The sequence below is a fragment of the Alteromonas gilva genome, from assembly GCF_028595265.1.
Classification (GTDB): Bacteria; Pseudomonadota; Gammaproteobacteria; order Enterobacterales; family Alteromonadaceae; genus Alteromonas; species Alteromonas gilva.
The window spans coordinates 2,014,559-2,029,315 of the sequence record NZ_JAQQXP010000001.1 but is presented as its reverse complement, the minus strand read 5'-3'; the positions used below and the strand labels follow the sequence as shown (position 1 = coordinate 2,029,315).

Here is a 14,757-nt window from a genome sequence, read left to right as displayed (position 1 = left end):
AAGCCAGGTCAAACCCTGGCTTTTAAATACTGCCAGCGTCGTTCTTTTTACAGCCCGACGCGGCATCTGGTTTACTTTAATCGTTCTCTTTAACCCGTGACCAATAATCGTCCACGGTTTTCTTCATTTCTTTGCTCAGTAACATAATACCAAACAGGTTTGGCAGCGTCATGACCACGATGGCAACCGCCGATAATGCCCATACCAGCGTGGTATCAGAAAACGACGCCCACACAAAGCCAGCCACGTAAATTACCCGGTACGGCATAATAGAGCGCGGGCCAAGCAAATAGGTCATTGCGCGGTCACCATAATAGGACCATGCGATGGCAGTAGAAAAGGCAAACAGTAATAAGCCCACCGACACGATATACTGGCCAAAGTCACCAAACCAGCCCCGGGTAAAGGCAATTGTCGTTAGTGCCGCGGAGTGTACCAGCGATTTACCCTGAACAATGAGGTTATCTTTGACCGGTTTACCATCGTTGATTTGTAACGTTCCCGAGAAGGGATCTTCGCTACCCACCAGATACTGGACATCTTCGGCTATCGAACGGGCGTTAATCAGGGTAAAGCCATCAGTGACCGCAGAGCCATTTACCACGGTGATGGTGCCGGTGAACTTTTCAAGTTCGTTACCTTCGACGTCATTTAAAAAACCGTAAAGACGGGCTTTATCGTCTTCGTTAGCATCTGTATATTCACCCGCGACAAACATCATGTCTGAACGGTCAAACACGTTTTCGTGTTTTTCTTTCCAAACGCCTGACGACAGAATAACCAAACCGGTAATTGTACAGATAATAATGGTATCAATGAACGGCTCAAGCAACGACACCATGCCCTCTGAGGCTGGCTCTTTGGTTTTCGCCGCAGCGTGAGCAATCGGCGCCGAACCCTGACCGGCTTCGTTGGAAAACAGGCCTCGGTTGACGCCCCGGTTAAAGGCGTAAGCCAGTGACGCACCAAGGAAACCGCCTGCCGCAGCAGAACCGGTAAAGGCGTCTTTAATCACCGCCATAAACGACGGCAGCACGTTTTCGATATTGGCAAAGATAACCGCCAGGGCACCCACTAAATACACCACAGCCATAAAGGGCACAATACGCGCAGTGACCGCCGCGATACGCTGAATACCGCCAAGTATTACCAGCGCCAGCAAAATACCCAGCACGCTGCCGACAATCCATGGCTCAAAGCCAAAGGTCGCTTCGATACTGGTCGCAATACCGTTACTTTGTGGCAGGTTACCGGTACCAAAAGAACTCACCACGGTGGCAATCGCAAACGCAACCGCCAGCCATTTCATGTTCAGACCGCGATCCATAAAGTACATGGGGCCACCAGCCATAGTGCCGTCTTCGGTTTTAACCCGGTACTTATGCGACAGTGTTACCTCAACAAATTTGGTTGTCATGCCTAAGAATGCAGTTGCCCACATCCAGAACAAGGCTGCCGGGCCACCAAGAAATATAGCAAAGGCGACACCACTAATGTTACCCGTTCCCACCGTACCGGATAGTGCAGTAGTCAGGGCTCTGAAATGGGTGGTATCACCCGGGTCATCATTATGATCGTATTTGCCGGTGATCACTTTCCAGGCATGCTTAAAAAAGCGTATTTGCGGAAACTTTAAATAAACGGTGAAGAACAACCCCACCCCAAGCAGCACGAATGGGAACCATGGTGCTCCCCCCAACATGCCATCGAGTGACGTTAAAAAGTTATACAAGCCTTCCAAACCAAATTCCCCTTGTTGTTAATGTTGTTTATTGTTGTTATGTCCTAAGGCTGGCAACAACTGCATGGGTCGCGACCAGTAAATCTTCACCAAACTGCTGACAGCGTTGCGCTGACCAGCCAAATAATGGATCCGGTAAATCATTATTATCTTTAAAAGGCATTTCGACGGTGTACGCCAGGCACTCAAACGCCTGCCCTACCGCATTGGATGCGATGGTTAAATCGGCCTTGCCCGGCGCATCCTTAGCGTATCCATGTTCATCCTGAAACTCAGGGGTAGCAAGCAACAATGCCGATTTAAAACGTTCTTCCAGCGTCTTCAGGCGCTCAGAATACGCCGGAATCCCCTCACTTCCTGCCACAAAGTTATAGGGTAAGGCTTCATCACCGTGCAAATCCAGATACATATCAACGCCGGCTTCACGCATCGCGTTGAGCACATAGTACACCTCAGGGCTGCGCTCAGGTGTCGGTGTTTGCCATTCCCGGTTCAGGTTTGCGCCTGCCGCATTGGTCCGTAGATGGCCACGAGCACTGCCATCAGGGTTCATATTGGGCACGATATAAAACACCGCCTGCTCTAGCAGAGCGCGGGCAATGCCGTCCTGTTCATCCAGTAAGCGCCCGATAATGCCTTCAGCGCACCACTCGGCCATGCTTTCTCCAGGATGCTGACGTGCGGTAATCCAGATGTTACGTTTGCCTTCGCCCGGCTCACCGATCACCAGCATCGACATGTCTCTGCCATCGAGGGTCTCGCCTAAATGAACCAACCGGCACAAGGGTGAACATTGTGCATCGGCGAGCAAATCCAGGTGTCTTTCGTAGCTGTACGGAACAAAATAGGCAAAATAAACCTGCGGTTGCTCCAGGGCAATACTGAAGGTCAGCGCATCGCCGTCAAAGTCACTGTCGACCCTGAACCAGGTCTGACGGTCATAGGATGCCAGCACATTATACTGTTCCCAGCCTTTCGGATAAGCAGAGGCAGCCAGTTCAGTGATGGCAATACGATGCAACTGATTGACTTCACCACTCAACCGGAAGTGAAACCACTGATAAAAATCGGAGTTATTGTCTTTATTGATGGCCAGCACAATGTCGTTGCATTGTTCTGCGCGAACAACACGGATATTCCCGCTATCGAATTGACTTGATATATGCATCTGTCTTTATTGTTATCAATTTTCGGTTAATTTAACACAGTCATGAATAACAATACCATGCACTTGCAGGGTGAAAAGCCGTTTTTTGTCGTTTGTGGTGATAGATTGAACAGTTGGCACTGCCGCTGAGAGTACGGTAACGCGCCTGACAAATACAGCGTTATCTTATTCTCAGGATAACGCTGTAATCGCCTTTGCGCACGCCTCTACACCCAATTTCGCCAACCAGTTAAGCCAGGCAAGCGCGCCAATGGAGCTGTGCGGTGTAGCCTGGTTGCCGCTTTACGGTGCGTAGCTGATTATACCGGTAACGCCGGTATCGTAATCCCTGCCATATTCATAGCAACCCGCATTACCTGGCAGCTGTAACCAAACTCATTATCGTACCAAACATAGAGTGTCAGACGGTTGTCTGCCACAATGGTGGCCTGAGAATCAATTACCGCCGCCGCTCGCGAGCCAACCATGTCAGTCGACACCACCTCGGTTGACGCGGTGTAATCTATCTGATGCTGCAACGAAGAGAACAAGGCGGTATCACGCAAAAACTCATTGACACTGACTTTGTCCGTCGCTTCATTCAGGTTGAGATTAAGAATTGCCATCGACACGTTCGGCGTGGGTACTCTGATCGCGTTGCCCGTGAGTTTGCCTGCCAGCTTAGGGTATGCCTTAGCAACTGCCTGCGCCGCACCGGTTTCGGTGATCACCATATTCAGTGGTGCACTGCGACCACGACGCTCGCCCTTATGATAGTTATCGATGAGGTTTTGATCGTTAGTGTAGGAGTGAACGGTCTCGACATGGCCGTTAGCAATACCAAACTCCTCATCCAACGCTTTGAGTACCGGCGTAATGGCATTGGTGGTGCAACTGGCAGCCGACACGATGGTATCGGCGGGCGAAATATCTTTATCGTTGACGCCGTGAACAATATTCTTGATATCACCTTTACCGGGCGCCGTTAACAGCGCCTTGGCAGCGCCTTTCGCTTTCAGGTGTAAACCCAGTCCGTCACGGTCGCGCCAAATACCGGTGTTATCAATAATCAGGGCATTGTTGATACCATAAGCGGTGTAGTCGATTTCATCGGGGCTGTTGGCATAAATGACCTGAATATAAGCGCCGTTAGCTTTAAGCGCATTGCGCTCATGATCAATCGTGATACTGCCATTAAACGGGCCGTGCACAGAATCGCGGCGCAGTAAGCTGGCGCGTTTTTCCAGATCCCCCTCACGACCACCGCGCACGACAATTGCCCGTAAACGCAGTTTGTTGCTTTGCCCCTGACGTTCGATCATTAATCTTGCCAGCAATCGCCCAATGCGACCAAAGCCATACAAAACCACATCCTGAGGGGTATGTTCATCTGTTTTACTGACGACATCGGCGAGTTTTTTGTGCAAATACGCACTCAGATCCGTTTTATCAACGCCGCTGCCGTAGTGAAAATCAAAGGCCAGTTTACCAATATCGATTTGTGCCGGTGCCAGCGGCATCGCGTGGATGGCTTCCAGGACCGGAAAGCTCTCCCGCAGACGCAGTTTAATGCCTTCATGTAATCGTACTTTTCGATGAGCTTTAATCACATCAATCGCGCTGGCATTGAGTAAAGTACGGCCGTACACTGTGATTTCGATGGATTTATTGCGATATAATTTACCAATGATTGGTAACATCATTTCCGCATATTCCTGACGTTCCTGCCAGCTGGATTGCAATTCTTGCTCAAATGGGTGGTTCATACTAGTGCCTTCACCAAAAAAATCATGTATAAAGTTGACGATGTGAGCAGAAGCAGTCGGTAGTACAATACCTGTAACAACGCCTTATCTCTGCAAGCAGGTATTCTAAATAATCAAAGGGGCAACTCCAAATTGTTGAAAAGTTTCAAAAAAATAACCAAATTAACGATTCAACCTAATTTGTTTAGTAAATTATCCACATTTTTGTGCCGCGCCTTGTTGGCGTCAGGCATTCTGTTGCTCGCCGGTTGCAGTGATTTTTTTGCCCCTTCGATAAAGCAAATCTGCGAAGACAACCCGCAATTTTGCAGTGACCTAAATACCGACGGCTGGTGTCGTACCGAAAAATCCGAAATCGTACGCCACCGCTATGATTACCAGGATGACGACAGTGACAGACCCAAGTATGATTTACTGGTTAATTATGAAAATTATCAGCAGTGCATCAACAAAGCGGCGCAAATCCAACATGTAAAATACCGCGACAAAGAATTTGCCCGTAAACAGGCCTCGGTGTCGGTGGCCCAAACCCTTAAAGAACTGCAGTGGCAAACAAAGCACTCACCTGATCCTTATATTTCTTACTATCAATGGTCAAGGTTTGGCTACGAGGACGCAAAACAACGTTTTGTCGACGCAGCTGAGCGCGACGTATTTGCCGAGCCCAAGTACTATGTTGACCTCGCCAGTATTCAAATCGCCGACAACCCAAAGGCGGCGCGCAATGCCCTGTTTAAAGCGCTGAGCCATTATGCCAACGTCGATGAGGAGATTGATGGCCGAATTACGGGGTTATTAACGTCGTTATCATTAGATACCGAAAATTACCGAATGGCGTACGTCTGGACCAAAGTGACCAATCATTTTGCCGAGAGTACTGATAACAGTCAGTTAACGGCGATGGCTGCTAAGCATGAACTCCCCGCTGCGCTGTTAGATCGAATTGCTGACGACATCATCGATGCGCTGGAAGCCCGTGAGTTTGATGCAAAAGCCCTGAAAATAGACCGCTTATAAGTAGGTGAGAGTCGTTTTTTTGCGCGGGCGCTAACGCCCACTACGCTGATGTATAACCTCATGGGTAAGTTCGCCAGTGTGAAGTGTTAAACCCGCATTATTAGTTCAGCGCTGAAATTCGCCCTCAAAAAACCCACTATTGATGGCTCATCGCATTCACTGTGGCGACCTTTACTTCAACAGTTTACTAACAATTGTGAAATTCAATTACATAAAAAAAAGCGTATTTTTTTATGAATAATCACAATTAGATTAAGAAATGGCGCCACTTCACACGTCATTGAACATAAAACAGCCAGCAGTGCATGGTGTCGACAGGTTGAGCGGTACGGATTTCGACCACCTGAAAGGCAGCCCTGCACTGCCTTTGATGGTCGCTGTGTAGGTGAGTCCTGGGAAACGTGTACGTTAGTCTTGCGGAATAAAATCTAAACTGACTGAATTTACGCAATAACGCTGGCCGGTAGGCGCCGGACCGTCATCAAATACGTGCCCTAGATGGGCATCGCAATGCTTACAATAAATCTCAGTGCGCCGCATACCATGACTTTCATCAAAGCGGTAACCGACATTATCATCGTCAGTCTGAGCGAAAAACGATGGCCAGCCGCAGCCGGCATCAAACTTACTGCTGTCATCAAACAGCTTGGCACCGCAGCACTTACACTGGTATGTCCCACTGCGCGACTCATATAATAATGAGCCGCTGAACGGGCGCTCCGTGCCCGCTTGGCGGGTAACCCGGTACTCTTCGGCACTCAGTTTGTCGCGCCACTGATCGTTATTACTCATATTCTCTCCACGCAGGCCTGATACTACTGGATAAGCTGTAAAGGCCGCGAAGGATCACTCCATTCAATATGGTATTTTTCCTCAATGGGCTGGTCCGTACGAGAAAAAGTATGAGCACCAAAGAAGTCGCGCTGTCCCTGTAGCAGATTCGCTGGTAACACCGCAGTGCGATAGGAGTCATAGTAACTCAGCGCAGACATCATTGCTGGGCAAGCAACGCCCTGCTGTGCACTCAATGATACCGCTGCACGCCAATCCGCCTGATAGGTGGCTATTTGCTCGGCAAAGAACGGGTCCACCAACAAGTTAGGTAACGCTGAATCGCTTTCATAGGCTTTGGCGATCGACTGTAAAAATACCGCCCGAATAATACAACCGGCACGCCATATCTTGGCAATTTCAGCAAAGTGCAGGGTCCAGCCCTGCTCTTGAGCTGCACTTTTCATTAACTGGAAGCCCTGCGCATAAGCACAAATTTTTGAGCAGTACAGCGCATGCTCCAGTTGGGTGATCGTGGCTTCTCGCTGCGCTTCACTGACCGGCGCGATATCCGGGCCGGCCAATATCTCTGCGGCCGCAACCCGTTCTGTTTTTAAACTCGACAGGCTGCGAGCAAAAACCGCCTGGGCGATGGTTTGTGCCGGGCTACCGGTTTGCAGCGCACTCACTGCTGTCCACAAGCCAGTGCCTTTTTGTCCGGCCTTATCGAGGATGACATCCACTAAAGGCTGATTGGTTTGCGGATCGATTTGTTCCAGCACTTCCGCACTGATTTCAATCAGGTAGGAGTCCAGTGGCCCCTTATTCCAGCGACGAAACACCTTTGCAATATCAACGGGGGTCATATTCAGAGCGACGCGCATCACCTGGTAGGCTTCACAGATAAGCTGCATGTCGGCATATTCAATCCCGTTATGAACCATCTTCACGTAGTGCCCGGCACCATTAGGACCAATATACGCCGCGCAGGGCTCGCCTTCTGTCACAGGCTGACCGGGTGTCGATGACTCAATGGGTTTACCCGTTTGCGGGTCGACTTTGGCGGCAATGGCCTTTAGCATTGGCCCGACTCTTTGCCACGCTTGCTCAGAGCCGGAAGGCATTAAAGAGGGTCCAAAACGGGCGCCCACTTCGCCACCAGAAACGGCGGTGGTAAAGAATAAGAATTTGTCAGCGAAACGTTTTTCCCTGGCGACGGAGTCACTCCACAAACTGTTGCCGGTATCAATCACCACATCGTCCGGATTGATACCAACCTTAATGAGTTGCTCGCAAACCGCATCGACCGGTGCACCTGCGGGTATGGATAATAAAATTACCGCTGGGGAAATGAGCGCAGAAGTGAGTTCAGTCAGATCAGTAACAGGGACAATTCGGGCTGGCTGGTCGCCGCGTTCTTTTTCATCCTGGGCGACAATAGCATCGATACGCTTACTGTCTAGATCAAAGCATGCCACACGATAACCATGATCAGCCAGGTTCATGGCTAAATTTTTACCCATCACGCCTAAGCCGATTACACCAATATCACACGAATTATGAGGCTGAGCGCCACCACTGTTTTGCATTAAACTACCCTCTACATTTAGCTGGTTGCGCATAATACCACCCCACGACAGAATGAAAAGCGCTTGATAGGCGCTTAGTATAACAGGGATTTTTCCAAAAATGACGTAAGTTTATGTAAACTAAAGCGGAAATTCGGTATATCGAAAAAGAACGAAAGACTGTTTAGCTTGCAAAAATAAATGCTGTACGCGCAAATGAGGCTGCTTGGCTGGATGACTGTAGCGGGTATCCAATACCAGTGACCAGCCACCGTTATGCGACTGCAGACGGGTATTAAATTTTACGTCCCTGTCACTGGCGTTAAAACACAACAACCAGTGTTCAGGCTCTTTTACGGTATTTTTATGGCCAATGATTTCTACCGCAAAAGCTTTATTGCTGTGCGATGCCCAATCATCGTTCCCTTTGTCACTACCGTCAGGGTTATACCAGTTTACAGCCGCCACATTGTTGTGTAACTGGTAGGCGTCATCGTCCAAAAACATTCTGCTGAGTAACTCTGACTGCTGGCGAATACTGATCACGTGACGACAATAGGCCAAAAAGTCTTGCTGATATTTATTCAGTTCCCAGTTAAACCAGCTGATTTCATTATCCTGACAATAGGCATTGTTATTGCCCTGCTGCGTGCGGCTCAGTTCATCTCCGCCCAGAATATGCGGGGTCCCCTGAGAAAATAGCAGGGTTGCAAAGAAATTGCGTTTTTGCTGCTCACGGCGCGCCAAAATGGCCTTGTCAGAGGTTGGCCCTTCCACGCCGTAGTTGGCCGATAAATTGTGGCCATGACCATCGCGGTTTTCTTCGCCATTTGCCTCATTGTGTCGTTCGGCATAACTGACCAAATCCTGCAGGGTGAAACCATCATGGTAGGTGACATTGTTCACTGACGTATTAATATTGCGATAGCCTTTATGAAAGACGTCCCGCGAGCCCATTAAGCGCGTGGCGAAATCTGCTTTGATGCCTTTGTCACCACGCCAGAAGGCGCGCACCGAGTCGCGAAACTTGTCATTGCACTCAAACCATCTGGCGCCAAAGGTGCCCAGCTGATATCCACCGGGACCGATATCCCAGGGCTCAGCAATGAGCACTGCCGATTTGAGCTGCGGATCCTGACTGATAGCCCGAAGCAATCCCGCAAATACCGAAAACTGCTGGGGATCGCGGCCCAAACATGCCGCTAAGTCAAACCGAAAGCCATCCACACCGATGTCACTTACCCAGTAACGTAACGCATCCATGATCATGTTGGTCATTATAGGATGGGCTGAATAAACGGTGTTGCCACAGCCCGAATGGTTGCTATAGACCAACTTGCCTTTAGCCGTTTGCTCCATCAGATAAGCCTGGTGCGGAAACATCCCGCGAAAACTGAGTAACGGCCCGTCAGGTCCGCCTTCTGCGGTATGGTTATAAACCACGTCAACAATCACTTCAAAGCCAGCCGCGTGGTATTCATCCACCATTGTGCGACACTCAGTCAGCGGATCGTCCTGACCGTAGCGTGGCTCTGGCGCAAAATAGTTAACCGGGTTATACCCCCAGTAATTGGTTAAGCCTTTTTCGGTAATGTAAGGCTCGGGCATAAAGGCTGCCAGCGGCATAAACTGCACGCTGGTTATCCCCAGCGCTTTGAGATGTTCTAATATCGCCGGATGGCAAGCGCCAAGGTATTTACCCTGCTGCGCTACAGGCACATCAGGGTGTTGTTTGGTTAACCCTTTCACATGCGCTTCGTACAATATACGCCGATGGCGCGGAATGGTGGGTTTAGGAGGTCTGTCGGCACTCCCCGGCGGCGCAGACTGGCTCGCTATCACGACACATTTCGCCATCATAAACTGACTGTCGCCACTGTACTGGCGGGCATTCCAGTGCAACGGCCGGCTTAGTTGCCTGGCATAGGGGTCAATCAATAGTTTATCGGTGGGGGAATGATGCAAATTCTCCTCACCACGCTCAACCCGGTAGCCATATAACTGTCCATGACTAACGCCTTTTACGTGGGCATGCCAGACATCGCCAGACTTGGCAGGCATCACAATTTCGCCCAGCACTTCTTCTGTATCGGCATGAAATAAACACAGGACGACTGCTCTGGCATCAGTGCAGGTAACGGCAAAATTACAGCCATTTTCGGTGACCGTCGCACCCAGCGGGAACGGCCTGCCCAGATCGACTTCCTGATGGTGTGAATGACATGCACTATTCACAATTAATCCTTGTCGTAAACGATAAACAACGTCGCTAATGGAGGTAAATTTATATTAATAGAATATGGCTGATGGTTCCATGGTATCGCTTCAGCTGCGCAGTGCCCAGGGCTGGCAAAACCACTGCCCCAGTATACGCTGTCATCGGTATTCAGTGCCAGTGTGTATTGCCCTGCTTGCTGCACGCCAAGGCGGAAGTCCTCGTGGGGCTGCGGGGTCATATTGCTGATCACATAAACCTGCTGGCCGCCTTCCTTAGCGTGGCGCACGAAGGAAAAGATACTGTGTTCGTTATTATGCAGATCCAGCCAGCTAAAGCCCGCCGGGTCATGATCAAGTTGATGCAAGGCTGGCAAGGTTTTATACAGCTTATTGAGATCGCGATATAAACGCTGCATGCCGCGGTGCTTGTCGTACTCAAGTAATGACCAGTCTACTGACGCATCATGGTTCCACTCACTGCTTTGGGCAATTTCGTTGCCCATAAAGTTGAGTTTTTTACCGGGATGGCCATACATGAAGGCTGCGTAACAGCGTTGGTTGGCAGCCTGCTGCCACTCGTCGCCAGGCATTTTACCTATCAGGCTGCCTTTGCCATGTACTACCTCATCGTGAGAAATGGGCAATACAAAATTTTCATCAAAGGCATACACCATGCTGAATGTCATTTCAGAATGATGGTAACAACGATAAGCCGGATCCTTACTGATGTAATGCAACGAATCATGCATCCACCCCATATTCCACTTAAAGCCAAACCCGAGCCCGCCTTCGAACACAGGTCTGGACACTTTAGGAAAACTGGTTGACTCTTCAGCGATGGTCATTGCATGGGGAAAATGGCGATAAACCTCTTCGTTCATCCAACGCAGCAGGCTGATAGCTTCGAGATTTTCGTTGCCACCGTGTATATTAGGGATCCACTCGCCCTCTTCCCGTGAATAGTCAAGATAAAGCATACTGGCCACGGCGTCGACGCGCAGCCCGTCAATATGAAAATGCTCCAGCCAGTACAGCGCGTTTGCCACTAAAAACTGACGAACCGTGCCTTTACCAAAGTCGTAAATGCACGAGTTCCAGTCCGGATGCCAGCCCCGGCGAGGATCCTCGTACTCATACACATGCGTGCCATCAAACCTGGCCAGACCATGGGCGTCTTCAGGAAAATGCGCAGGCACCCAATCAATGATAACGCCGATGTTATGCTGATGACAGCTATCGACAAAGTGCTTGAATTCGTCAGGTGAACCAAAGCGGCTGGTGGGCGCAAACAATCCCACCGGCTGATATCCCCAGGAACCATCGAAGGGGAATTCAGAGACAGGCAATAACTCAATATGGGTATAGCCCATTTCAGTCACGTAAGCGATGAGTTCACTGGCCAGCTGTCGGTAATCAAGATAACGCTGAGACGCGTCGCCCGGACGCTTCCACGAACCAAGATGCACTTCGTAGATACTCATCGGCTGATGATATTTGTTTAGTGTGGCGGCGGCCGATAACCACTGCTCGTCATGCCATTGGTAGTCATCGTGACTGTACACCAGTGACGCATGCGACGGATACTGTTCGTGATGAAACCCAACCGGATCGGACTTCAGTGGTAACTGATGGCCGTTGGCATCTTTAATCTGATACTTGTAACGCTCACCGGTTGTTAGTCCCGGCACCACTAACACCCAGTAGCCCATATCGGTTTTTTGCATGGGATGATTACGTCCATCCCAGCCATTAAAATCACCCACTAAAGACACGGCCGAGGCATTGGGCGCAAACACGGCAAAGCGCACGCCCTGTTCGGTGTAATCGCCGTCACCGAGAATCACTCGCTGAGCACCGGCCTGACGGTAGATATTTTGCGGCACGTGATCGATAAAATGGACGCCATGGTAGGCTTGTGACTGAAACTGATAGGGATCGGTAAAGGTGACTTCACCGCTATCGGTTGTCACCGTAAAACGATAAATAACGCCCGCCTGCAAGCCCTGGATTACGCCATTAAATAAGCCGTTTTTGTTACTCGCCGTTAAGCGTCCCAACAGCTGACCGTCACGGGCCTGAATAACCTTCACCGCAGACGCATAAGGCATCCAGCACTGAATAAATACGTTATTGCCGGATGACTGTGGCCCTAATACTGAAAACGGCGTGCTGCATTGTGCCTGCGCTAACTGCCCTTCAAAATGCATTGGTGACTCCTACTTCTTCTGCCCGTGACAGAAATTAAATTAACGGCTCGCGGCGCGCCGTCCCTGCTCGATTCTGGCAGCCAATGCCTGAATATCCGGATCTTTAAAAATATCGCCTAAGTTGCGTGACAGCTTGCGTCGCCAGTTAGGATACTCTTTAAAGGTGCCGGGTACGTTCACCGGTTTATCCATTTCCAACCAATCCTCAAGTTGCAGGCTAAGCAGCGTGCTACTGCCATACGACATATGAGTTTGTAACGCATGATTGAGGTTTCTGGTCATCCCGACATCACTTACATGACGGCCGATACTGTTGTCAGCATGACCATGGCCATGCAATGAGTCAAGGATTGCCTGCTTATCTTCATGTCGCGAGTCGTACAGCGTTTGCAGCACAGCGTCGTCAGTGTAAAGCTGCAACTGCTTACCCAGCTCAAGATCGAGACAGTGCCAGTAACCAATTAACGTCGGCATATCATGGGTGGTTAACGTTGCCATACTTTGTACAGGATAATGGGATGGCGAATAAAAACCACCATCTTTAGCTTTTTCAAAAAAGAACACCCGATACGAAAACACACCATTGTCACACAGTGTCTGACGAATTTCTTCGGGCACCGTGCCCAAATCTTCGCCAATGACCATGGCCTGGTGACGATGACTTTCAAGGGCTAAAATAGCCAGCAAATCCTCAATTGGATAATAGACATAACCACCGGCTTTGGCGTGATCGCCTTTGCTCACCCACCACAGTCGCAATAACCCCATGACATGATCAATTCGCAGTGCACCGGAAGATTGCATATTCGAATCAAACAAATCGATGATCGGCTGATAGCCCTGTTCGAATAACATGGCAGGATCCATGGGCGGCAGTCCCCAATTTTGCCCCAGCGGGCCCAACACATCCGGCGGTGCACCAACGCTGGCGCCAGTGCAGTATAAATCTTTATTGCCCCATATTTCAGCGCTTCCCTCACTGACACCAACCGCCAGATCGCGGTAAATACCAATCCCCATTCCAGCATCAACAGCCGCCTGATTCGCCTGGTCGAGTTGCTCTGCTGCCTGCCATTGCAAAAACAGGTAAAACGTAATGCGGTGCTTGTGCTGGCGGGCAAACTTCGCCACCGCATCGTTGTGAAAATCCTGCCACTCGGCTGGGAAAACAGGCCATCCCCAGGCCTCTTTACCGCTTGCCTGTAAATACTCTTGCATCGCATCGTAGGTCGCCAACATTTGCAGGCTTTCACCGCCAACCTTAATAAACGACTTAAACGCTCTGTTTTGTTTGGTATTTTTAGTCAAATAGGCGTTGTAGTAGGCATCGAACAGTGGCTTTAACGCCGCCATTTTTAATTCAGTTACGGCGCTGTAATCAACAAATTCGGTTTGCCTGACGTACTGTAAGCGAGCCTGAAAATCAGCAGAATTTACCACTTTTTGCACGCTGTCGCTGTCGAAACACGGCATGGCAGTCACGTCGATATACAAAAAGTTCAACCAGCGACGCGAAGACGGGCCGTACGGACTGCAGGCTTCGGGGTTAGACGGATACAGCGCATGAATGGGATTTAACCCTATAAAACCAGCCCCCAATGCCCCCGCCTGAGTCACCAGAGTGGTCAGATCCGAAAAATCACCAATGCCCCAGTTGGTTTCACTGCGCAAACAGTAAAGCTGTACGCTCAACCCCCATTGTTTATTGCCACTTTCGACAACGTCTGGTTGATAGCACGCTGGCGGCGCCATGATAAGGCGCATTGTTGCTATATCAGTCGTTTCAAAGCTCACGCTCAACTGATGATAGCCCAGCGGTAACTCCACCGTAATGGGGATTGCGTATTCATGAAACTCAAGGTCGTCCACCTCACCCACATTGAGCAAATCATGATCAACTGCTATAACATTAAAGGTATGCGTCTCGCCGGTTTCCTCGGTAATGGTGACATTATACGTCTCATTCACCTGCGGTAGTGGCAAACGCAAGCGAAAATACCGTTCGTCGGTGGTGCGTATGACGCTGACCGGATCGAGCGGCTTTGACCATACCATTGCAATTTCTGTTTCGAGCTGTTCAGCTATCACTGATTCGTTACCGATTTCATAACCGAGTGCCTGCAACAGTTTTGCCTGACTGGCCTCGGAGATAACGGCCGGGTTTCCCCATGCATCAACATAATGGGTTTCGATACCCCGCATTTCGACAAGCTTTTGTAAAAGCTGATTAGTCATGAGTAGTTCCTGTGTGTGAGATAACGCAACGCCAGTACGATGAGTCGGCATTGACCAATAAACAATACTGTACATTATTGTTTAAGAA

At 49.7% G+C, this 14,757-nt stretch carries 9 protein-coding genes; 1 reads left to right on the top strand and 8 read right to left on the bottom strand.

All coding sequences use genetic code 11. From position 1 onward, the window contains the following. Positions 1-76 precede the first annotated feature (76 nt). From OIK42_RS08900 to OIK42_RS08890, 3 genes are all read right to left on the bottom strand, one after another. Entirely contained in the window at positions 77-1,741 is a 1,665-nt protein-coding gene (locus OIK42_RS08900; RefSeq protein ID WP_273639846.1) for an alanine/glycine:cation symporter family protein, read from the bottom strand. 37 nt (positions 1,742-1,778) lie between these two features. Further along, positions 1,779-2,909, bottom strand: a complete 1,131-nt coding sequence (locus OIK42_RS08895) for a M14 family metallopeptidase (RefSeq protein WP_273639844.1) — start codon at positions 2,907-2,909, stop codon at positions 1,779-1,781. Between the two features lie 299 nt (positions 2,910-3,208). Continuing rightward, positions 3,209-4,654: a glyceraldehyde-3-phosphate dehydrogenase gene (locus tag OIK42_RS08890; RefSeq protein ID WP_273639843.1), complete on the bottom strand. Its 1,446-nt coding sequence runs from the start codon at positions 4,652-4,654 to the stop codon at positions 3,209-3,211. A 180-nt stretch (positions 4,655-4,834) separates the two neighbouring features. On the opposite strand from OIK42_RS08890, the gene OIK42_RS08885 reads away from it, so the two are divergent. After that, positions 4,835-5,671: a DUF2989 domain-containing protein gene (locus OIK42_RS08885; protein WP_273639842.1), complete on the top strand. Its 837-nt coding sequence runs from the start codon at positions 4,835-4,837 to the stop codon at positions 5,669-5,671. A gap of 408 nt (positions 5,672-6,079) precedes the next feature. Here OIK42_RS08885 and msrB read toward each other — a convergent pair whose 3' ends face one another. The 5 genes from msrB to malQ all read right to left on the bottom strand — a co-directional run bounded on the left by msrB (position 6,080) and on the right by malQ (position 14,669). Beyond that, on the bottom strand, positions 6,080-6,463 hold the full coding sequence (gene msrB, locus OIK42_RS08880) for a peptide-methionine (R)-S-oxide reductase MsrB (protein WP_273639841.1): 384 nt from the start codon (positions 6,461-6,463) through the stop codon (positions 6,080-6,082). Positions 6,464-6,486: 23 nt separating this feature from the next. Then, positions 6,487-8,031 carry an NADP-dependent phosphogluconate dehydrogenase gene (gene gnd, locus OIK42_RS08875; protein ID WP_273641459.1) on the bottom strand — a complete coding sequence of 515 codons (1,545 nt, stop codon included), beginning with the start codon at positions 8,029-8,031 and terminating at the stop codon, positions 6,487-6,489. Positions 8,032-8,151: 120 nt separating this feature from the next. Further along, positions 8,152-10,245: a glycogen debranching protein GlgX gene (gene glgX, locus OIK42_RS08870; protein WP_273639840.1), complete on the bottom strand. Its 2,094-nt coding sequence runs from the start codon at positions 10,243-10,245 to the stop codon at positions 8,152-8,154. Between the two features lie 2 nt (positions 10,246-10,247). Beyond that, positions 10,248-12,434 carry a 1,4-alpha-glucan branching protein GlgB gene (gene glgB / locus OIK42_RS08865; RefSeq protein WP_273639839.1) on the bottom strand — a complete coding sequence of 729 codons (2,187 nt, stop codon included), beginning with the start codon at positions 12,432-12,434 and terminating at the stop codon, positions 10,248-10,250. Positions 12,435-12,473: 39 nt separating this feature from the next. Beyond that, positions 12,474-14,669: a 4-alpha-glucanotransferase gene (malQ, locus tag OIK42_RS08860; RefSeq protein WP_273639838.1), complete on the bottom strand. Its 2,196-nt coding sequence runs from the start codon at positions 14,667-14,669 to the stop codon at positions 12,474-12,476. Positions 14,670-14,757 lie beyond the last annotated feature (88 nt).

What these genes read in the sequence shown, in the direction of transcription:
- OIK42_RS08895 (WP_273639844.1), bottom strand. Translation starts at nt 2,909, where the DNA reads ATGCATATATCAAGTCAATTCGATAGCGGGAATATCCGTGTTGTTCGC.
- OIK42_RS08890 (WP_273639843.1), bottom strand. Translation starts at nt 4,654, where the DNA reads ATGAACCACCCATTTGAGCAAGAATTGCAATCCAGCTGGCAGGAACGT.
- msrB (WP_273639841.1), bottom strand. Translation starts at nt 6,463, where the DNA reads ATGAGTAATAACGATCAGTGGCGCGACAAACTGAGTGCCGAAGAGTAC.
- gnd (WP_273641459.1), bottom strand. Translation starts at nt 8,031, where the DNA reads ATGCAAAACAGTGGTGGCGCTCAGCCTCATAATTCGTGTGATATTGGT.
- glgB (WP_273639839.1), bottom strand. Translation starts at nt 12,434, where the DNA reads ATGCATTTTGAAGGGCAGTTAGCGCAGGCACAATGCAGCACGCCGTTT.
- malQ (WP_273639838.1), bottom strand. Translation starts at nt 14,669, where the DNA reads ATGACTAATCAGCTTTTACAAAAGCTTGTCGAAATGCGGGGTATCGAA.